Origin of the sequence: Streptomyces sp. NPDC093097, from assembly GCF_044754325.1 — a bacterium.
Taxonomy (GTDB): domain Bacteria; phylum Actinomycetota; class Actinomycetes; order Streptomycetales; family Streptomycetaceae; genus Streptomyces.
This window is the reverse complement of the sequence record NZ_JBIVOW010000031.1, coordinates 44,301-64,448: the sequence shown is the minus strand read 5'-3', so window position 1 is coordinate 64,448 and position 20,148 is coordinate 44,301. Positions and strand designations below refer to the sequence as shown.

Sequence of the window (20,148 nt, the reverse complement as noted above, 5' to 3'; positions counted from 1 at the left end):
GCCTCAGCGCCCGGTGGCCTGCCAGACGGCGACCGCCACGGTCGCGAGCCCGGTGAGCGCGGCCAGTGAGGCCAGCGGCCAGCGGCGGCTCTCCAACCGCGTGACGCGGGCCTGGAGTTCGTCCGCTTCGCGGGTGTTCTGCTCGCAGCGCTGGGCCTGCAGCCTGAGCTGGCCGTCGACGGTGGCGGCGCGTACGTCGAGTAGGCGCCGCAGCTCCGCGACATCGGCGGTGATCGGATCGGGGTCCCGGTGGGCGGTCACGTTCCGCTCCTCTTTCCTTCTCCTGGTGACGGTCGGGTGGACACCTGAACCAGTCAACTGCGCTGGGAGGAAAGGCGGGAGCGTGTGAGGCGGGGAGATACGGGTCAGCGTTTCACACCCCGTGCGAAGTGACGCTCGGTGAGCGTTTCGCACGGGGTGCGAAGCGGGCGCCCGGAGTTGGCGCATTCACACACTGTTATCAAGGCCCGGAAGGGAGTTCACTCGTCACTACGGGGTCGTTGCCGGCGGTCGGGCGCCCGCCGGCCGGGTCCGCCCGCCGAACCATCCCCCGAGCGGCGGGCGGACGGCCCTGGTGTCCCCGCCCGGACGGAGGCCCCCCTCTCGCCGTCCGGGCGGCCGGACCACGCACCTCCCGCCCGCGAACCGGCGCCGGGCCGGGGAGCCGGCCGCTCAGTACGAGTAGAAGCCCGACCCGCTCTTGCGCCCCAGACGGCCCGCGTCGACCATCCGCTGGAGCAGCGGGGGAGCGGCGTAGAGGGGCTCCTTGTACTCGTCGTACATGGAGGCGGCGACGGACGCGACGGTGTCCAGGCCGATCAGGTCGGAGAGCTTGAGCGGGCCCATCGGGTGGGCGCAGCCCATCTCCATGCCGTTGTCGATGTCCTCGCGGCTGGCCATGCCCGACTCGAACATCCGGATCGCGGAGAGGAGGTAGGGGATGAGCAGGGCGTTCACCACGAAGCCCGAGCGGTCCTGGGCGCGGATGGCGTGCTTGCCGAGCACGTTCTGGACCAGCGCCTCGGCGCGCTTGAGGGTCTCCTCGGCGGTGGTGAGGGCGGGGATCAGCTCGACGAGCTTCTGCACCGGTGCCGGGTTGAAGAAGTGGATGCCGATGACGTGGTCGGCGCGGGAGGTCGCCACCGCCAGCTTCACCAGCGGGATGGACGAGGTGTTGGAGGCCAAGATCGCGTCCGGGCGGACCACGACCTGGTCGAGCACCTGGAAGATCTCCGTCTTGACCTGCTCGTTCTCGACCACGGCCTCGATGACGAGGTCGCGGTCGGCGAACTCACCGAGGTCGGTGGTGAAGCTGAGCCGACCGAGCGTCGCATCGCGCTCGGCCACCGTGATCTTGCCGCGTTCGGCGGCCTTGCCGAGCGAGTTGGTCAGGCGGGTGCGCCCCAGTTCCAGTGCCTCGCCGGTGGTCTCCGCGACCTTGACGTCCAGCCCGGCGCGGGCGCACACCTCGGCGATGCCGGCGCCCATCTGGCCGCAGCCGACCACTCCGACGCGTGCAATGTCGGCGAATGAGTCCGTCACCTCGTGCCTTTCGCTGATCTACAGGACCGGCGGTACGCCGTAAGGGTCCGACGCCCGCCTCGACCCCGACGTTACTCCGCGAGGTGCTGGGAGGAGGCCGCCGGGGCGGGCATTCTGAGCCTGCCAGATGGGACGAATCGGACGAGATGGGGGCTTTTCATGCGAGGTATCACACGCCGCGGGTTCGCCACGGCGACGCTGGGGGCGGCTTCCTGGCTGCTGGGCGCGGGTGCCGGCGTGGGCCACGGCGCCCCGGCCCGGCGCTCGATGCGCGGGATGTGGCTGGCGACGGTGGCCAACCTGGACTGGCCGTCCCGGCCCGGCCTGGACCGGGCGACCCAGCAGCGGGAGCTGGCCGACCTCCTGGACACGGCCGTCGAGCGGCGGCTGAACACGGTGTTCTTCCAGGCCCGGCCGACCGCGGACGCGCTGTGGCCGTCGCGGTACGAGCCCTGGGCGCAGTACCTGACCGGGGTGCAGGGCCGGGACCCGGGGTGGGACCCACTGGACTTCGTGGTCCGGGAGGCCCATCGGCGCGACCTGGCGCTGCACGCGTGGTTCAACCCGTACCGGGTGGCCAACCACACCGACCCCGCCCGGCTGGCCGCCGGTCACCCCGCCCGCCGGCACCCGGACTGGGTCGTCCGCTACGGCGGCAAGCTCTACTACAACCCCGGGCTGCCCGAGGTCCGCCGCTTCGTCCAGGACGCGATGCTGGACGCGGTCCGCCGCTACCCCCTCGACGGGGTGCACTTCGACGACTACTTCTACCCGTATCCGGTCGCCGGCCAGGCGTTCCACGACGACGCGGCCTTCGAGAGATACGGCGGGGACTTCGCGGGGCGCGGCGACTGGCGGCGGGACAACATCGACCGGCTGATCCGGGAGATGCGGGAGGGGATCGCCGGGAGCGGCCACCGGGTGCCCTTCGGCATCAGCCCCTTCGGGGTCTGGCGCAACAGCAGCACCGATCCGCGCGGCTCCCGCACCGAGGCCGGCGTCCAGGCCTACGACGACCTCTACGCCGACACCCGGCGCTGGGTGCGGGAGGGCTGGATCGACGCGATCGTGCCGCAGGTGTACTGGCCGCTGGGGTTCGCCGCCGCCGACTACGCGGAACTGGTGCCGTGGTGGGCCCGGACCGTGGCGGGCACCGAGGTGGAGCTGCACATCGGCGAGGCGCTCTACAAGGCGGGCCGGGACGCGCAGCCGGACGCCTGGCAGGACCCGGCCGAGCTCTCCGAGCACCTCGCCTTCGCCCGCCGCCATCCGGAGGTCGGCGGGCACGTCTACTTCTCGGCCAAGGACGTGGCGAAGGATCCGCTCGGCGCACTGGCCCGGGTCGTCGAGGACCACTACGGCGGTGCGGCCCGGCGGTGAGCGCCGCCGCGGCGGTGGCGGACGGCCCGCCACCGCCGCGCCGTCCGCTAGCGAATGGTGTGGGGTTCGGTGGACTTGGGGTGCTGGACGACGCAGTCCGGGCCGGGCCACATGATCGTCTCGTGACCGTCCTCGGCGCGGATGCGGAAGGGCGGTTCGCCGTTGGTCCCGAGTACTTCCACGATCTCGACGATGTGGTCGCCGTGGCCGACGGTCCTGCCGTGCACCAGCAGCCGGTCGCCCGTCTTCGCGTGCATCTGGGCTCCTCCCGCTTCGGGCGGCCGCCGACCGGGGCGGCCGACGCGCACGACGGCCGGGCGGTTGTGCGGCCAACGGATTGCGGGCCCGCGAGCGGCCCGGACGGCACCACCTGCCGTCGCCGCCAGTTTATGTCCGGGGCGCCGGGGCGCACCCGGTGAAGGCGGGCGGCCGGCGGTCAGCTCCGGGCCCGCTGGGTGACGACGATGCAGGCCAGCACCGCCAGCGCGGTGAGGGGCGCGGCCGGCGGCAGCCGCTCGCCGAGCAGCACCACCGACCACACCAGGGTCAGCAGCGGCTGGGCGAGCTGGAGCTGGCTGGCCCGGGAGATGCCGATGGCGGCCATCCCGCGGTACCAGACGACCATCCCCAGGAACGTCGAGCCGGCCGTCAGCCACAGCAGTCCGGCGACCGCGTGGCCTGTCAGCTGCGGTGCCGGCTCGGCGTTCAGCGCGAGTACGGCGCCCGGCGCGGTCACCGGCAGGGACAGCACCAGCGCCCAGCCGATCACCTGCCAGCCCGGCATCCGGCGGGCCAGCCGCCCGCCCTCGCCGTAGCCGGCCGCGCACAGCACCAGCGCCGCGAAGAGGTACAGGTCGCCGGTGCTCGGTGCGCCGCCGCTCTGCTGCACCGCGAAGGCGATGACCGCCGCGGCGCCGACCAGGGCCGCGAGCCAGAAGGTCCGGGAGGGGCGGGACCCGGTGCGGACCGCCGAGTACGCGGCGGTGGTCAGCGGCAGCAGTCCGACGACCACGGCGGCGTGCGAGGTGGTGGAGGTCCGCAGGGCGAGCGTGGTCAGCAGCGGGAAGCCCAGCACGACGCCGGCCGCGACCACCGCGATGCCGGCCCACTGGCGGCGTGCGGGCAGCCGGACCCGGCAGGCCGCCAGGCAGCCGCCGGCCAGCGCCGCCGCCAGCACGCTGCGCAGCATCACGACCGTCCAGGGGCCCATCCCCTCCAGCGCCCAGGCGGTCGCGGGGAACGTCAGCGAGAAGGCGGCGACGCCGAGGAGGGCGAGCAGGGCGCCGGCGCCGAAGGTGTGGGCCGGGGGCGCCGGGAGGGGCGCGGCGGCGGGGGACGGGGCGGTGATCGCTATCGGCGTCGAGGCGGTAGCGCTATCGTGTGCTCTCATGAATGAGCGTAGCAGTGGCGCCGAACTGGCCGTGATCCTGCGAGGGGAGCTGAAGCGCTACTCTCCGGGCGAGAAGCTGCCGTCGAGTCGGGCCCTGGTGGAGCGCCATCGGGTCAGTCCGGTGACGGTCTCCCGGGCGCTGGCCGAGCTCGTCGCCGAGGGGCTGGTCGTCACCCGTCCCGGCGCCGGGGCGTTCCGCGCCGAGCCGCGCCGTGCGGCACCGCGCCCGGTCGACACCTCCTGGCAGGAGATCGCGCTGAGCGCCGAACCGGCCGGCGACCAGGTGCCGCGCAGCGTCGACGCCTCCGGTGTGCTGGCCACCCTCGCCGCCCCGGCGCCGGGCGTCATCGAGCTCAACGGCGGCTATCTGCACCCCTCCGTCCAGCCCGAACGCGCCCTGGCCGCCGCGCTGGCGCGGGCCGGGCGGCGGCCCGGGGCCTGGGGCCGGCCGCCGCTCGACGGGGTGCCGGAGCTGCGGGCCTGGTTCGCGCGGGAGATCGGCGGTCCCGGCGGCCCGCTCGCCGCCAGCGACGTCCTGATCACCGCGGGCGGTCAGAACGCGCTGACCGCCGCGCTGCGCGCGCTCGCCCCGCCCGGCGCCCCGGTCCTGGTCGAGTCGCCCACCTATCCCGGCATGATGGCCGTCGCCCGGGCCTCCGGCCTCCGCCCGGTCCCGGTGCCGGTGGACGCCGACGGCGTGCGCACCGATCTGCTCGCCGACGCCTTCCGGGCCAGCGGCGCCCGGTTGTTCGTCTGCCAGCCGCTGTTCCAGAACCCCTCCGGCGCGGTGCTGGCCGCCGAGCGCCGCCGGGAGGTGCTGCGGATCGCGCGGGCCGCCGGCGCGTTCGTGGTCGAGGACGACTTCGCCCGGCTGCTGGGCCACGCGGATGCGCCCGCGCTGCCGCCGACCCTGCTCGCCGACGATCCGGACGGCACCGTCGTGCACGTCCGCTCGCTGACCAAGGTCACCTCGCCCAGTCTGCGGGTGGGCGCGCTGGCCGCCCGCGGCCCGGTGCTCGACCGGCTGCGCGCCATCCAGGTCGTCGACAGCTTCTTCGTCCCGGGCCCGCTCCAGGAAGCCGCGCTGGAGCTCGTCGGCTCGCCCGCCTGGGCCCGTCATCTCCGGCTGATGGCCGGGGAGTTGAGGGACCGCCGGCAGGCGCTGCGGACCGCCCTGGAGCGCGAGCTGCCGGGGCTGGTCGCCTCGGGGCCCGGCAGCCGTCCGGTCCGCGGCGGCGGCCATGTCTGGCTGCGGCTGCCGAACGGCACCGACGAGGCCGCGCTGGCCGGTGCGGCACTGCGCGCGGGCGTCGCGGTGGCGGCCGGCCGCCCCTACTTCCCCGCCGAACCGCCCGCCGCCCACCTGCGGCTGAGCTTCGCCTCCGCGGCCGGCACCGGCGAACTGGACGAAGGGATCCGCCGGCTGCGCACCGCCTGCGACGAACGGGGCGTACCGGTGGACTGAGGCGGCGCGGCCGGACCGGATCCGGGTACCCGTTCGACTCCGGCCGCCCCTTCTGCCAGTCTCCCGGCATGAACGCGCGCGCCCTCGACGGCTACGAGATCTCCACCGACCCCGACCGGATCGACGCACAGCTGGTCCACCACTGGCTCGCCACCGACTCCTACTGGGCCCTCGGCCGCACCCGCGAACACCACGACCGGGCCCTGGCGGGCTCGCTCAACTTCGGCCTGTACGAGGCCGGTTCGGGCCGCCAGGCCGCCTACGCCCGGGTCGTCACCGACTATGTCACCTTCGCCTGGCTCTGCGACGTCTACGTCTGCCGCGACGACCGCGGCAAGGGCCTGGGCACCGCGCTGGTGGAGGCCGTCGCCGCGCAGCTGGCGCCGCACGGACTGGCCCGGATCACCCTGGCGACCAAGGACGCGCACGGCGTCTACGAGAAGGTCGGCTTCCGGCCGCTGACCTCGCCCGAGCAGTGGATGACGCTGGGGCTGCTCGATCCCGGCCCGCTCGCCCCGGAGACCGCATGACGGACAACCCCGCACCGGCGCCCGGCCGTTGGGCGGCGCGGGCGCTGGCCCGCCTGGCCGCCGACGCCGTGCCGACCCCACTGCGGACGCTGCGCCTGCCCGCCCTCCCGGACCTCGACCTGCACGTCAAGGACGAGTCGGCGCAGCCCACCGGGGGCATCAAGCACCGGCTGCTGCGGGAGCTGTTCCGCGCCGCCGTCGAGGACGGCGCGCTGGGCGAGGGGATGCCGGTGGTGATGGGCAGCGGCGGCGCCGCGGCGGTGGCCGGGGCGTACCACGCCCGGCTGCTGGGGCTGCCGTTCACCGCCGTGCTGCCGCGGACCGCACCGGACGCCGTCCGGGACCGGATCGCGGCGCACGGCGGCCGGTGCGCCACCGGGCAACTGCCGCCCGCGGCCGTGCTGGACGAGGCCCGGGACCTGGCCGAGCGGACCGGCGGCCACTTCCTCGACCACTTCGCCGCGGCCCGCCGCCCACCGGACGGGCCGGGCCCGATGCCGGGCCTGGCCGCCGAACTCCTCGACGGGCTGCGGGACGCCCGCCACCCGGTGCCGCGGTGGCTGGTGACCGGTGCCGGCACCGGCGCCACCTCGGCCTCGCTCGGCCACCATCTGCGCGCGCACCGCCTGCCGACCCGGCTGGCCGTCGCCGACCCGGAGCACTCCGCCTACTTCCCGGCCTGGGCGAGCGGCTGCGACGCCTACGCGACCGGGATGCCGTCCCGCATCCCCGGCATCGGCCGCCCCCGCACCGAACCGGGCTTCCGGCCCGATCTGATCGACCTGGTCGTCCCGGTCCCGGACGCCGCCTCGGTCGCCGCGATGCGCTGGCTGCACCGGACCGCCGGCCTCGCCTGCGGCCCGGCCACCGGCACCGCGCTGTGGGCGGCCTGCCACCTCGCCGCACGGCTGCGCGCCGACGGCGTCCCCGGCAGCGTGGTCCTCCTCGCCGGGGACGGCGCGGAGCCGTACCGCGCCACCCACCTCGACGCGGGCTGGCTGGCCGGCAAGGGGTTGGACCCGGCGCCGTACGAGGCCCGGCTGGAGCGGTTCGCGCGCACCGGGGAGTGGACCTGGCCGCACCCGGAGGGGTGAGGCGCCGCTCCCGGACAGGCGGGGGATACCCGCGTTCGGCCCGCTGCGGTCGTCGGGCCGCGCCGCGCGGCGCAGGATCGTCCTGGGACGGAGTCCCGACCGGCGCCCGCCCCGGTCCGCGGCACCGCGGCCGGGGCCCCGGGCCGCCGGGCGCGAGCAGCAACGCACGGACGGGAGCGGGCCGATGGCGGACGGCGCGGCGCACGACGCGGGGGAGAGCGGCGCCGGGGACCACCGGCGGGCCGGCCTGGACCGGCGGCACTTCCTCGGCGCGGCCACCGGGATCGCGGCGCTCGCCACCGGCCTGACCGGCTGCGACGTGATCGGCGGCAGCCCGCGCGGCCGGCGCCCGGCGGACCCGCTCGCCGCCGAGCGCGACCGCCCCGGCAGCCCCGACTGGCGGCTGCGCGCCACCGGCCCGCCGGACGCGATCGAGGGCTACCCCGACCGCGTCAGCGTGCTGCCCGGCGAGGAGTTCGGCCTGCACGTCTCGACCACCGCGCCCGGCTTCCGGGTCTCCGCCTACCGGGTCGGCTGGTACGGCGGCGCCCAGGCCCGCCTGGTGTGGCGCTCGGACCGGCTCACCGGGCGCCGCGCCCCCGCCCCGCACCTGCTGCCCAAGACCCGTACCGTACGGGCCGGTTGGCCGCGCACCACCGCCGTGCGCACCGACGGCTGGCCGCCCGGCGCCTACCTGCTGCGCCTGGATGCCGACCACGGCCACCAGCGCTACGTCCCGCTGGTGGTCCGCTCGCCCATCGCCGCCGGCCGCACCGTCCTGATGCACGCGGTGACGACCTGGCAGGCATACAACGCCTGGGGCGGCCACAGCCTCTACAAGGGGCGGGACGGCTCCTACGCCACCCGGTCGCTCGCGGTCGGCTTCGACCGCCCCTACGACGCCACCGGCGCCGAGAAGTTCCTGGTCTACGAGCGCGCCCTGGTGGTGCTCGCCGAACGCCTCGGCCTGCCGCTGGCCTACACCACCTCGGTGGACGTCCACCGCGACGCCGCCGCGCTGCGCGGCGCCACCGCCGTGCTCTCCCTCGGCCACGACGAGTACTGGACGCCGCAGCAGCGCGAGCACGTCACCCGGGCCCGCGACGCCGGTGCCAACCTCGCCTTCCTCGGCGCCAACGCCTGCTTCCGCCGGGTCCGCCTCGACGCCGGCCCGGACGGCGCGCTGCCCACCGTGACCTGCTACAAGACCGCCTACCGCGAGGACCCCCGGTTCGCCGCCCGGCACGAGGCGCCCACCCACGACTTCCGCGCCCCGCCCGCCGCCGACCCCGAGTCGTCCCTCACCGGCGTCCTCTACGAGGGCTATCCGACGGACGCGCCCTACGTCGTCCACGGCGCCGGCCACTGGCTCTTCGAGGGCACCGGGGTCAGGTCCGGCGACGCCTTCCCGCACCTGGTGGGGGTGGAGTACGACCGGGTCACGCCGGAGGCGCCCACCCCCGCCGCCCTGGAGATCGTCGCGCACTCCCCGCTGGTCTGCCGGGGCCGCGCCAGCCACGCCGACTCCGCCTACTACACCGTCCCCGGCGGCGCCGGGGTCTTCGCCACCGGCACCATGCGCTGGGTCGAGGCGCTCATGGCCGGCACCCGCGACAACGGCCGCAACCACGGCCTGGACCGCCGCACCGGCGCGTTCGTCACCCGCACCACGGAGAACCTGCTGCGCGCCTTCGCCGCGGGCCCGGCGGCCCGCCACCACCCGGCCCCGGAGCCGAACGCCCGCCGGGTGTACGGGGGATGAGCCGGGCGGCGGCGCATGCCGAGGCGGTGGTCCGCACCCCCGCGTCCCGACGGCGCGGGCCCGGGCCGTCCGGGGAACCCGGTCGCAAGCGGCCCCGATGCATAGACCCGCCAGGCATTGCATAAAACTGTCGTCGTCCGTATAGTCATGCCATCGAAGGGAAGGGTCCAGGGGCCATGACGGTACGAGCAGCAGTCGCCGGTGCGAGTGGATATGCGGGAGGTGAGCTCCTGCGCCTGCTCCTGGGGCACCCCCGGGTCGAGATCGGGGCGGTGACCGGGCACTCCAGTGCCGGGCAGCGCCTGGGCGCCCTGCAACCGCACCTCGCGCCGCTGGCCGACCGGGAGCTGGCGCCGACCACGCCCGAGGCGCTGGCCGGCCATGACGTGGTGTTCCTCGCGCTGCCGCACGGCCAGTCCGCGGCGGTCGCCGAGCAACTCGGCCCCGAGGTGCTGGTGGTCGACTGCGGCGCGGACTTCCGGCTGAAGGACGCCGCCGCGTGGGAGGCGTTCTACGGCTCGCCGCACGCCGGCACCTGGCCGTACGGACTGCCGGAGCTGCCCGGTGGGCGGGCGGCGCTCCAGGGGGCCCGGCGGATCGCGGTGCCCGGCTGCTACCCCACCGCCGTCTCGCTCGCGCTCTTCCCCGCCTACGCGGCCGGCCTCGCCGAGCCGGAGGCCGTGATCGTCGCGGCGTCCGGCACCTCCGGCGCCGGCAAGGCCGCCAAACCGCACCTCCTCGGTTCCGAGGTGATGGGCTCGATGAGCCCGTACGGCGTCGGCGGCGGGCACCGGCACACCCCGGAGATCGCCCAGAACCTCGGCGCCGCGGCCGGCGAGCCGGTCGCGGTGTCCTTCACCCCGACCCTGGCGCCGATGCCGCGCGGCATCCTCGCCACCTGCTCGGCCAAGGCCCGGCCCGGCGTGGACGCCGAGGCGGTCCGCGCCGCGTACGAGAAGGCGCTGGCCGGCGAGCCGTTCGTCCGGCTGCTGCCGGACGGCCAGTGGCCCGCCACCGCCTTCGTGCAGGGCTCCAACGCCGCGCAGATCCAGGTGGCGCTCGATCCGGCGACCGACCGGATCATCGCGATCAGCGCCATCGACAACCTGACCAAGGGAACCGCCGGCGGCGCGGTCCAGAGCATGAACATCGCCCTCGGCCTCCCGGAGGACCTGGGCCTTTCCACGACGGGACTCGCGCCGTGAGCGTCCCGTGCGCAGCCACCGGGCTGCCGATGACGACGGACGGCGCGCCGCCGCGCTGCGCGGCCGACAGTGACACGAGCCGCCACGGCGGCGGGGCGAACGAGGAGAAGCAGTGAGTGTGACCGCAGCCAAGGGATTCCTCGCGGCGGGCATCGCCGCCGGGATCAAGGAGAGCGGGCAGCCCGATCTCGCGCTCGTGGTGAACAGCGGGCCGCGGCTGGCCGCCGCCGGCGTGTTCACCGCCAACCGCGTCAAGGCCGCGCCGGTCCTGTGGTCCGAGCAGGTCCTCAAGGGCGGCCGGGTCTCCGCGGTGGTCCTCAACTCCGGTGGCGCCAACGCCTGTACGGGCCCGCTCGGCTTCCAGGACACCCACGTGACCGCGGAGAAGGTCGCAAAGACGTTGGACGGGCACAGTGCCGGTGAGGTCGCGGTGGCCTCCACCGGCCTGATCGGGGTGCGGCTCCCGATGGACAAGCTGCTGCCCGGTGTGGAGAAGGCCGCCGCCGAACTCACCGGCCACGGCGGCGAGAAGGCCGCCATCGCCATCAAGACCACCGACAGCGTCCACAAGACCGCGCAGGTCACCGCCGAGGGCGGCTGGACCGTCGGCGGGATGGCCAAGGGCGCCGGCATGCTCGCGCCCGGACTCGCCACCATGCTCGCCGTGCTGACCACCGACGCCGACGTGCCGGCCGAGCAGCTGGACGCCGCGCTGCGCGCCGCCACCCGCACCACCTTCGACCGGGTCGACTCCGACGGCTGCATGTCCACCAACGACACGGTGCTGCTGCTGGCCTCCGGCGCCTCCGGTGCCGTGCCGGACCCGGACGCGTTCGTCGAGGCGGTCCGGGAGGTCTGCGGCGATCTGGCCCGGCAGCTGATCGGCGACGCCGAGGGCGCCAGCAAGGACATCCGCATCGAGGTCGTGGGCGCCGCCACCGAGGACGACGCGGTCGAGGTCGGCCGCACCATCGCCCGCAACAACCTCCTCAAGTGCGCCCTCCACGGCGAGGACCCCAACTGGGGCCGGGTGCTCTCCGCCATCGGCACCACCTCCGCCGTCTTCGACCCGGACCGGCTCAACGTCGCGATCAACGACGTCTGGGTCTGCAAGAACGGCTCGGTGGGCGAGGACCGGGACCTGGTCGACATGCGCTACCGCGAGGTGCGGATCACCGCCGACCTCGCCGCCGGCACCGAGTCCGCGGTGATCTGGTCCAACGACCTCACCGCCGACTACGTCCACGAGAACAGCGCGTACTCCTCGTGACCGGCCCCGCCGCGCACCCGCGCGCACCCCACCCCCACCCCACGGAGCGGAACGAGACCGCCGCATGACGACCCGCAAGCACACCGCGCTCCCCAAGGCACGCACCCTCATCGAGGCGCTGCCCTGGCTGACCCGGCACCACGGCAGGACCGTGGTGATCAAGTTCGGCGGCAACGCGATGGTGGACGAGGAGCTCAAGCGCGCGTTCGCCCAGGACGTGGTCTTCCTGCGGCACGCCGGACTGCGCCCGGTCGTGGTCCACGGCGGCGGCCCGCAGATCAGCGCCCAGCTCGAACTCCTCGGCATCGAGTCGGAGTTCAAGGGCGGGCTGCGGGTCACCTCGCCCGCGGCGATGGACGTGGTGCGGATGGTGCTGGCCGGCCAGGTCCAGCGCGAACTGGTGGGCCTGCTCAACGAGCACGGGCCGCTCGCCGTCGGCATGACCGGCGAGGACGCCCAGCTGATGTCCGCCACCAAGCACTACGCGGACGTCGACGGCGAACAGGTCGACATCGGCCGGGTCGGGGAGATCACCGCGGTCGACCCGGGCGCGGTGCGGGCGCTGCTGGACGACGGCCGGATCCCGGTGATCTCCTCCATCGCCCGCAGCAGCGACGAGGGCGAGCCCTCCGGCGTCTTCAACGTCAACGCCGACACCGCCGCCTCCGCGCTGGCGGCGGCGCTCGGCGCGGAGACCCTGATGGTCCTCACCGACGTCGAGGGCCTCTACGAGGACTGGCCGCACAGCGACGAGGTGATCTCCAGGCTCACCGCGAGCCAGTTGGAGAAGCTGCTGCCGGAGCTGGCCAGCGGCATGGTCCCCAAGATGCAGGGCTGTCTGCACGCGGTGCGCAACGGGGTGCGCACCGCCCGCGTCATCGACGGCCGGGTCCAGCACGCGATCCTGCTGGAGATCTTCACCGACGAGGGCATCGGCACCATGGTCGTCCCCGACCCCGATCCGCACACCGGCGACGACCGGTACACCGCACACCACACCGCACAGGGGGCGCAATGAACACGGCGGCAGGCACCGAGGCCACCCGGGGCACGCTGACCGGCCACGGCCCGGTCACCAACGACGGGCTCACCGGGCGCTGGCAGGGCGCCATGATGGACAACTTCGGCACCCCCCGCATCCCGCTCGTCCGGGGCGAGGGCGCCACCGTGTGGGACGCCGACGGCAACGCCTACCTCGACTTCCTCGGCGGGATCGCGGTCAACGCGCTGGGCCACGCGCACCCGGCGGTGGTCCGCGCCGTCTCCGACCAGGTCGCCACCCTCGGCCATGTGTCGAACTTCTTCATCAGCGAGCCCACCGTCACCCTCGCCGAGCGGCTGCTGGCGCTCGCCGGGCGGCCCGGCCGGGTCTACTTCTCCAACTCCGGCGCGGAGGCCAACGAGGCCGCGTTCAAGATCGGCCGGCTGACCGGCCGCACCCACGTGGTCTCCACCATCGGTGGCTTCCACGGCCGCACCATGGGCGCCCTGGCCCTCACCGGCCAGCCCGCCAAGCAGGACCCGTTCCGCCCGCTGCCCGGTGACGTCGACTACGTCCCGTACGGCGACGCGGACGCCCTGCGGGCCGCCGTCACCACCGACACCGCCTTCGTGATCCTGGAGCCCGTCCAGGGCGAGAACGGCGTGGTCGTCCCGCCGCCCGGCTACCTCCAGGCGGCCCGCGAGATCACCGCCGCCACCGGCACCCTGCTGGTCCTGGACGAGATCCAGACCGGCATCGGCCGCACCGGCCACTGGCTGGCGTCCCAGGCGGAGGAGGTCGAGGCCGACGTCATCACCCTCGCCAAGGGCCTCGGCGGCGGCCTGCCCATCGGCGCCACCCTCGCCTTCGGCCCGGCCGCAGGTCTCCTCACCCCCGGTTCGCACGGCTCGACGTTCAGCGGCAACCCGGTCGTCTGCGCCGGCGCCCTCGCCGTCCTGGACACCATCGAGGCGGACGGCCTCCTCGACCGCGTCCAGCGGGTCGGTGCGCGGTTGCGCGCCGGAATCGAGTCCCTGGAGCACCCAATCGTCGGCCAGATCCGCGGTGTCGGCCTCCTCCTCGGTATCGTCTTGACCGGGCCCCACGCGCCGCAGGTGCAGCAGGCGGCCCAGGACGCGGGCCTTCTGGTCAACGCGGTCGCGCCGGACGTCGTCCGGCTCGCACCGCCGCTGATCGTCTCCGACGAGCAGGTGGAGACCTTCCTCCAGAAGCTCCCCGGCGTCCTGTCGACGGCCGAGCAAACGGCCAACGGGGAACGATGATCCGGAGACTGACGCAACGATGATCGAGCCGCAGGGCACCGAGCCGCAGATCAACGGCCCGGCCGTACCGCAGACCCGCACCGCCCGCCACCGCCGGATCGTGGACATCCTCAACCGGCAACCGGTCCGCTCCCAGAGCCAGCTCGCCAAGCTGCTCGCCGACGACGGGCTCTCCGTCACCCAGGCGACCCTCTCCCGCGACCTGGACGAACTGGGCGCGGTCAAGATCCGCAACACCGGCGGCGAGCTGATCTACGCGGTACCGAGCGAGGGCGGCGACCGCAAGCCGCGGGCGCCGCTGGGGGAGTCCGCCAAGGAGGAGCGGATGCGCCGCCTCTCCGGCGAACTCCTCATCTCCGCCGAGGCGTCGGCCAACCTCGTCGTCCTGCGCACTCCGCCGGGCGCCGCGCAGTTCCTGGCCTCCGCCATCGACCAGGCGGAGCTCCACGACATCCTCGGCACCATCGCCGGCGACGACACCCTGCTCCTGATCAGCCGCGACCCCATGGGCGGCCAGCAGCTGGCCGACCACCTGCTCCAGCTGGCCGAGGGGGCCCGCTAGGGCCCAGGCTCCAGGGGGCCGCCCGCGCCGCGCGGCGGCGGGCCGGCCCCGGCCGGAACCGAAAACACCGGAGGCCGCCTTCGCATCTCTGCGAAGGCGGCCTCCGGCCTGTGTTCTGCACCGTCGGGACGACAGGATTTGAACCTGCGACCCCTTGACCCCCAGTCAAGTGCGCTACCAAGCTGCGCCACGTCCCGGTGCTCGTACCGACCGGGCGTTCCCGGTCGGGGCGTGCAGAAAGAAAAATACCCTGTCCCGGCCGATGAATCCAAAGCGGGTCCCCTCAGGGGCCGTCCCGGGCCTTCCGGCGGGCCTTCCACGACCGCTTTTCAGCGGATTTAAGGCGCCAAAGCGAGGCGAAGCGGGCGGGGCGCGGTCGCCGGGGCGCACCTCCGGCGACCACGCCGCCCTCGCCGGCCTGCGATTCCCCCCTCCATTGACGATCCATGCAGTGCAATGCATACTTATGCCTATCGGGGGATGCGCGAGCACGTAAGGAGAAGCCCATGACCGAGCGCGTCGTACTCGCCTACTCAGGCGGTCTGGACACCTCCGTCTGCATCGGCTGGATCGCCGAGGAGACGGGCGCCGAGGTCATCGCCGTCGCGGTGGACGTCGGCCAGGGCGGCGAGGACCTGGACGTCATCCGCAAGCGTGCGCTCGCCTGCGGCGCGGTGGAGGCGGAGGTCGCCGACGCCAGGGACGAGTTCGCCGACGGCTACTGCCTGCCGGCGATCAAGGCCAACGCCCTCTACATGGACCGCTATCCGCTGGTCTCCGCGCTGTCCCGGCCGGTGATCGTCAAGCACCTGGTCGCCGCCGCCAGGAAGCACGGCGCGACCACGGTCGCCCACGGGTGCACCGGCAAGGGCAACGACCAGGTCCGCTTCGAGGCGGGTATCTCCTCCCTCGCCCCCGACCTCACCTGCATCGCGCCGGTCCGTGACTACGCGATGACCCGGGACCGGGCGATCGCCTTCGCCGAGAAGGCCGACCTCCCGATCGCCACCACCAGGAAGTCGCCGTTCTCCATCGACCAGAACGTCTTCGGGCGGGCCGTGGAGACCGGCTTCCTGGAGGACATCTGGAACGCGCCGACCGAGGACGTGTACGCGTACACGCAGGACCCGGCCCTCGCCCGCGAGGCCGACGAGGTCGTCGTCGCCTTCGAGCGCGGCGTACCGGTCGCCCTCGACGGCGAGCCGGTCACCGTCCTGCAGGCGATACAGAAGCTCAACGAGCGGGCCGGCGCCCAGGGGATCGGCCGGATCGACCTGGTCGAGGACCGGTTGGTCGGCATCAAGTCCCGCGAGGTGTACGAGGCGCCGGGCGCGATCGCGCTGATCACCGCGCACCAGGAGCTGGAGAACGTCACCGTCGAGCGCGAACTGGCCCGCTACAAGCGGCAGGTCGAGCAGCGCTGGGGTGAACTGGTCTACGACGGCCTGTGGTTCTCGCCGCTCAAGCGGGCCCTGGACGGCTTCCTCGACGAGGCCAACCAGTCCGTATCCGGCGAGGTCCGGATGACCCTGCACGGCGGCCGCGCGGTGGTCACCGGCCGGCGCTCCGCGCAGTCGCTCTACGACTTCCACCTCGCCACCTACGACACCGGCGACACGTTCGACCAGTCGCTCTCCAAGGGCTTCATCGAGCTCTTCGGCATGTCAAGCAAGATCGCAGCGAAGCGGGACCTGGCAGGCTGAGCCAGACGGGTCCCACCGGCCCGCTGTCCACGAGCGCCGGTCGGGCTGACCGTCAGCCCGCCGGGCGCTCGCCGTGAATCCACCACCGACGAGGAGCACAGCAAGTGAGCAGCAACAACGGTGACGTCCGGCTCTGGGGCGGCCGCTTCGCCGACGGGCCGGCCGAGGCCCTCGCCGCCCTCTCCGCCTCCGTCCACTTCGACTGGCGACTGGCCCCCTACGACATCGCCGGCTCCCGTGCGCACGCCCGGGTGCTCCACAAGGCCGGACTGCTCACCGAGGACGAGCTGACGGGCATGCTCGCCGGGCTCGACGCCCTCGAACGGGACGTCGCCGACGGCTCGTTCACCGGCACCGTCGCCGACGAGGACGTGCACACCGCCCTGGAGCGGGGCCTGCTCGAGCGGCTCGGCCCGGACCTCGGCGGCAAGCTGCGGGCCGGCCGGTCCCGCAACGACCAGGTGGCCACGCTCTTCCGGATGTACCTGCGCGACCACGCCCGGATCGTCGGCGGGCTGCTCGCCGACCTCCAGGAGGCGCTGATCGGCCTGGCCGAGGCGCACCCGGACGTCGCCATGCCCGGCCGCACCCACCTCCAGCACGCCCAGCCGGTGCTCTTCGCCCACCACGTGCTCGCCCACGTCCAGGCGCTGTCCCGGGACGCCGAGCGGCTGCGGCAGTGGGACGAGCGGACCGCCGTCTCGCCGTACGGATCGGGCGCGTTGGCCGGCAGCAGTCTGGGCCTGGACCCGGAGGCGGTCGCCGCCGACCTCGGCTTCGAGCGCGGCTCGGTGGGCAACTCCATCGACGGCACGGCCTCCCGGGACTTCGTCGCGGAGTTCGCCTTCATCACCGCGATGATCGGGGTCAACCTCTCCCGGATCGCCGAGGAGGTGATCGTCTGGAACACCAAGGAGTTCTCCTTCGTGACCCTGCACGACGCCTTCTCCACCGGCTCCTCGATCATGCCGCAGAAGAAGAACCCGGACATCGCGGAGCTGGCGCGCGGCAAGTCCGGGCGGCTGATCGGCAATCTGACCGGTCTGCTGGCGACGCTGAAGGCGCTGCCGCTGGCGTACAACCGCGACCTCCAGGAGGACAAGGAGCCGGTCTTCGACTCCTGCGACCAACTGGAGGTGCTGCTCCCGGCGTTCACCGGGATGATGGCCACCCTGACCGTCAACCGGGAGCGGATGGAGGAGCTGGCGCCGGCCGGTTTCTCGCTCGCCACCGACATCGCGGAGTGGCTGGTCAAGCAGGGCGTGCCGTTCCGGGTGGCGCACGAGGTGGCCGGCGAGTGCGTCAAGGAGTGCGAGGCGCAGGGCATCGAGCTGGACCAGCTCACCGACGAGCAGTTCGCCAGGATCTCGCCGCATCTGACGCCCGAGGTCCGCGGCGTCCTCAACGTCCCCGGCGCGCTCGCCTCGCGCAACGGCCGCGGCGGCACCGCGCCGTCGGCGGTGGCGGTGCAGCTCGCCGAGGTGCGGGCGGATCTGGCGCGGCAGCAGAAGTGGGCCGCGGCCACGAAGTGACGGCCCTGCCGGGCGCTCCCCGGTAGGCGCGGGCGGCCTCCACCCTGGGCGGGTGGGGGCCGCCTTTCGCGTGCCCGCCGCCGCCCGCCCCGGCCCGCGGCGGAGGCGGCCGGTGGGCCGGCGGTGCGGTGCGGTGTCCCGTGAGACGGCGTGAGACATCGATGTGCGTGAGACATTGATGTCTCATTCGGTTAGTCTGTGTCTCATGGCTGTGGATCGGGAACACGTACTCACCGAGGCCGCCGCGCTGTTCACCCGCCGTTCGACGACGTCCATGGACGAGATCGCGCGCGCCGCGGGCATCAGCCGGGCGACCCTGCACCGGCACTTCGCCGGCCGCGACGCGCTGATCCGGGCTCTGGAGGAGCACGGGATAGAGCGGTTCGCGCAGGCGATGGACGCCGCCCGGCTCGACGAAGGGGACGCCGAAGGGGCGCTGCGCCGGCTGGCCCGCGAGGCCGAACCGGTCGCCGGCGTGCTGGCCTTCCTCTTCACCCAGAACCAGCTCTTCGAGGGCGAGGCGGTCAACGCCGGCTGGGAGCGGCTCGACGCGCGGCTCGCCGCGCTGTTCCGCCGCGGTCAGGAAGAGGGCGACTTCCGCGTCGACCTCACCGCGGTCTGGCTGACCGAGGCGTTCTACGGCCTGCTCGGCGCGGGCGCCTGGGCGGTGCACGAGGGGCGCCTGGCGCGCGGCGGCCTCCACCACTCGATCGTCGAGCTGCTGCTCGGCGGCATCCGACGGAGCATGGAGAAATGAGCGAGACCACAGCGGCGGACCGGGCCGGTTCGGCCCATGTGGACGACCAGCCGCGCCCCGGCCGCTGGCTCGCGCTCTCGGTCCTCGTCCTGGCGGTGCTGCTGGTCGGCGTCGACGCCACCGTCCTCGGCCTCGCCACCCCCTTCCTGAGCGAGGACCTCAAGCCGTCCGGCGTCCAGCTGCTCTGGATCGGTGACATCTACTCCTTCGTCATCGCCGGACTGCTGGTCTCCATGGGCAGCCTCGGCGACCGGATCGGCCGGAAGAAGCTGCTGCTGATCGGGTCGGTGGCGTTCGGCGCGCTGTCGGTGTTCGCCGCCTATGCCGCCACCCCGGAGATGATGATCGCCGCCCGGGCGCTCCAGGGCGTGGCCGGTGCGACGCTGATGCCGTCCACCCTCGCCCTGATCCGCAACCTCTTCCACGACCCCAAGGAACGCAGTCTGGCGATCGGCATCTGGGGCGCGATGGCCTCGGCCGGTATGGCGGTCGGGCCGGTCCTCGGCGGCTTCCTGCTGGGCCACTTCTGGTGGGGCTCGGTCTTCCTGATCAACCTCCCGGTGATGGCGCTGCTGGTCGTCGTCGGCGCCAAGGTGATCCCGGAGTCCCGCAATCCCGATCCGGGCCCGTGGGACATCCCCAGCGTCCTGCTGTCGCTGGTCGGCGTCGTCGGCGTGGTCTACGCGATCAAGGAGGCGGCGGTGCACGGCGTCCGCTGGGACAGTGGGCTGGCCGCCGTCGTCGGCGTGCTCGCCCTGGTGCTGTTCGTCCGCCGCCAGCGCACCCTCGACGCACCACTGTTGAACATGAAGCTCTTCCACCACCGGGGCTTCTCCGGCGCGGTCCTGGCCGACCTGCTGACCATCCTCGGGCTGTCCGGACTGGTCTTCTTCCTCTCCCAGTTCCTCCAGATGGTGCAGATGCGCTCGCCGCTCAACGCGGGCCTGGTCGAGCTTCCGGCGGCGGTGGGCGCGGTGGGGGCCGGACTGGCCGCCGGCTGGGTCGCCCGCCGGCTGTCGGTGCGCGTGGTCGTGGCCGGCGGTCTGGCGGTGGTCGGTCTCTCGCTCGCGGGCTGCATGGCCCTGCACGCCGATACCGGCACCCTCGCGCTGTGCGTCATCCTCTTCGTCGTCGGCGTCGGCGCCGGGTTCGCCTTCACCGTCACCGCCGACGTCATCCTCTCCAGCGTGCCCAAGGAGGAGGCGGGCGCCGCCTCCGCGGTCTCCGAGACCGCCTACGAGCTCGGTGCCGCGCTCGGCATCGCCCTGCTGGGCTCCATCGTCACCAACAGTTACCAGGGCTTCCTCGCCCCCGCCGGGGTGCCGGGGCCGGCCGTCGTCACCGCCCGCGCCTCGCTCGGCGGTGCCGTGGACGCCGCCGGGACCCTCCCCGCCGAGCAGGGCGCCGCACTGCTGAAGACCGCTCAGGACTCGTTCGTCAACGGGGTGGACACCGCGGCCGGGGTCGGCGCGGTGGTGCTGCTCGGCGCCGCGGCGGCCGCGTGGTTCCTGCTCCGGGGCCAGGAGCTGGCGGACAGCGCCCCTGGCCAGGGGCGTGCGACGGAATCCGAGGCCGTCGCGGCGGCCGGGCCGGGCTCCGTCGCCGGCGGTCCGCCCGGACGCCCCTGACCGGCCCGGCACGCCTCCCCGCGCCACCCTGACCGCGCCCCCGTAAGGGCCCGCCCACGGGGC

18 protein-coding genes and 1 tRNA gene are annotated in these 20,148 nt (G+C 74.1%); 14 read left to right on the top strand and 5 right to left on the bottom strand.

Annotation, left to right across the window (positions count from 1 at the left end):
- Positions 1-3: 3 nt before the first annotated feature.
- On the bottom strand, positions 4-261 hold the full coding sequence (locus ACIQE0_RS35365; protein ID WP_366339611.1) for a hypothetical protein: 258 nt from the start codon (positions 259-261) through the stop codon (positions 4-6).
- A 411-nt stretch (positions 262-672) separates the two neighbouring features.
- Positions 673-1,542 carry a 3-hydroxybutyryl-CoA dehydrogenase gene (locus tag ACIQE0_RS35360; protein WP_366339613.1) on the bottom strand — a complete coding sequence of 290 codons (870 nt, stop codon included), beginning with the start codon at positions 1,540-1,542 and terminating at the stop codon, positions 673-675.
- Positions 1,543-1,701: 159 nt separating this feature from the next.
- On the opposite strand from ACIQE0_RS35360, the gene ACIQE0_RS35355 reads away from it, so the two are divergent.
- Positions 1,702-2,922: a glycoside hydrolase family 10 protein gene (locus tag ACIQE0_RS35355; RefSeq protein ID WP_402339633.1), complete on the top strand. Its 1,221-nt coding sequence runs from the start codon at positions 1,702-1,704 to the stop codon at positions 2,920-2,922.
- Between the two features lie 47 nt (positions 2,923-2,969).
- On the opposite strand, the gene ACIQE0_RS35350 is transcribed toward ACIQE0_RS35355, so the two are convergent.
- Together ACIQE0_RS35350 and ACIQE0_RS35345 are read right to left on the bottom strand one after the other, a co-directional pair.
- Positions 2,970-3,179, bottom strand: coding sequence for a DUF1918 domain-containing protein (locus ACIQE0_RS35350; protein WP_366339616.1), 210 nt, complete (start codon positions 3,177-3,179; stop codon positions 2,970-2,972).
- Positions 3,180-3,358: 179 nt separating this feature from the next.
- Positions 3,359-4,312 carry a DMT family transporter gene (locus ACIQE0_RS35345; protein WP_402339629.1) on the bottom strand — a complete coding sequence of 318 codons (954 nt, stop codon included), beginning with the start codon at positions 4,310-4,312 and terminating at the stop codon, positions 3,359-3,361.
- Between ACIQE0_RS35345 and ACIQE0_RS35340 the strand changes: the two genes are divergently transcribed.
- From ACIQE0_RS35340 to ACIQE0_RS35300, 9 genes are all read left to right on the top strand, one after another.
- On the top strand, positions 4,311-5,777 hold the full coding sequence (locus ACIQE0_RS35340; RefSeq protein WP_402339626.1) for a PLP-dependent aminotransferase family protein: 1,467 nt from the start codon (positions 4,311-4,313) through the stop codon (positions 5,775-5,777). The genes ACIQE0_RS35345 and ACIQE0_RS35340 overlap by 2 nt on opposite strands.
- 68 nt (positions 5,778-5,845) lie before the next feature.
- Positions 5,846-6,307 (top strand): GNAT family N-acetyltransferase, encoded by a 462-nt coding sequence (locus tag ACIQE0_RS35335; RefSeq protein WP_366339622.1) that lies wholly within the window; start codon positions 5,846-5,848, stop codon positions 6,305-6,307.
- Complete coding sequence (locus tag ACIQE0_RS35330; protein ID WP_402339621.1) at positions 6,304-7,401, top strand: pyridoxal-phosphate dependent enzyme; 1,098 nt, start codon at positions 6,304-6,306, stop codon at positions 7,399-7,401. Before ACIQE0_RS35335 ends, ACIQE0_RS35330 begins: the two co-directional genes overlap by 4 nt.
- Before the next feature lie 184 nt (positions 7,402-7,585).
- Complete coding sequence (locus ACIQE0_RS35325; protein ID WP_402339619.1) at positions 7,586-9,163, top strand: N,N-dimethylformamidase beta subunit family domain-containing protein; 1,578 nt, start codon at positions 7,586-7,588, stop codon at positions 9,161-9,163.
- Between the two features lie 176 nt (positions 9,164-9,339).
- The gene (gene argC / locus ACIQE0_RS35320) at positions 9,340-10,368 is read left to right on the top strand and encodes an N-acetyl-gamma-glutamyl-phosphate reductase (RefSeq protein ID WP_402339616.1); all 1,029 of its coding nucleotides are present in this window, start codon (positions 9,340-9,342) and stop codon (positions 10,366-10,368) included.
- Positions 10,369-10,480: 112 nt separating this feature from the next.
- Complete coding sequence (argJ, locus tag ACIQE0_RS35315; RefSeq protein ID WP_402339613.1) at positions 10,481-11,638, top strand: bifunctional glutamate N-acetyltransferase/amino-acid acetyltransferase ArgJ; 1,158 nt, start codon at positions 10,481-10,483, stop codon at positions 11,636-11,638.
- A gap of 64 nt (positions 11,639-11,702) precedes the next feature.
- Positions 11,703-12,656 (top strand): acetylglutamate kinase, encoded by a 954-nt coding sequence (gene argB / locus ACIQE0_RS35310; protein WP_366339632.1) that lies wholly within the window; start codon positions 11,703-11,705, stop codon positions 12,654-12,656.
- Positions 12,653-13,903, top strand: coding sequence for an acetylornithine transaminase (locus ACIQE0_RS35305; protein WP_402339609.1), 1,251 nt, complete (start codon positions 12,653-12,655; stop codon positions 13,901-13,903). The genes argB and ACIQE0_RS35305 overlap by 4 nt, the downstream gene beginning before the upstream one ends.
- A 19-nt stretch (positions 13,904-13,922) precedes the next feature.
- Positions 13,923-14,465 carry an arginine repressor gene (locus ACIQE0_RS35300; RefSeq protein ID WP_366339636.1) on the top strand — a complete coding sequence of 181 codons (543 nt, stop codon included), beginning with the start codon at positions 13,923-13,925 and terminating at the stop codon, positions 14,463-14,465.
- 123 nt (positions 14,466-14,588) lie between these two features.
- On the opposite strand, the gene ACIQE0_RS35295 is transcribed toward ACIQE0_RS35300, so the two are convergent.
- Positions 14,589-14,662 (bottom strand) — tRNA-Pro (locus tag ACIQE0_RS35295).
- Positions 14,663-14,971: 309 nt separating this feature from the next.
- Here ACIQE0_RS35295 and ACIQE0_RS35290 point away from each other — a divergent pair.
- The 4 genes from ACIQE0_RS35290 to ACIQE0_RS35275 all read left to right on the top strand — a co-directional run bounded on the left by ACIQE0_RS35290 (position 14,972) and on the right by ACIQE0_RS35275 (position 20,085).
- Positions 14,972-16,168 (top strand): argininosuccinate synthase, encoded by a 1,197-nt coding sequence (locus tag ACIQE0_RS35290; protein ID WP_402339606.1) that lies wholly within the window; start codon positions 14,972-14,974, stop codon positions 16,166-16,168.
- Between the two features lie 104 nt (positions 16,169-16,272).
- Positions 16,273-17,700: an argininosuccinate lyase gene (gene argH / locus ACIQE0_RS35285; RefSeq protein ID WP_402339603.1), complete on the top strand. Its 1,428-nt coding sequence runs from the start codon at positions 16,273-16,275 to the stop codon at positions 17,698-17,700.
- Between the two features lie 205 nt (positions 17,701-17,905).
- Positions 17,906-18,457 (top strand): helix-turn-helix domain-containing protein, encoded by a 552-nt coding sequence (locus ACIQE0_RS35280; RefSeq protein WP_366337944.1) that lies wholly within the window; start codon positions 17,906-17,908, stop codon positions 18,455-18,457.
- Entirely contained in the window at positions 18,454-20,085 is a 1,632-nt protein-coding gene (locus ACIQE0_RS35275) for an MFS transporter (protein ID WP_402339600.1), read from the top strand. The genes ACIQE0_RS35280 and ACIQE0_RS35275 overlap by 4 nt, the downstream gene beginning before the upstream one ends.
- Positions 20,086-20,148 lie beyond the last annotated feature (63 nt).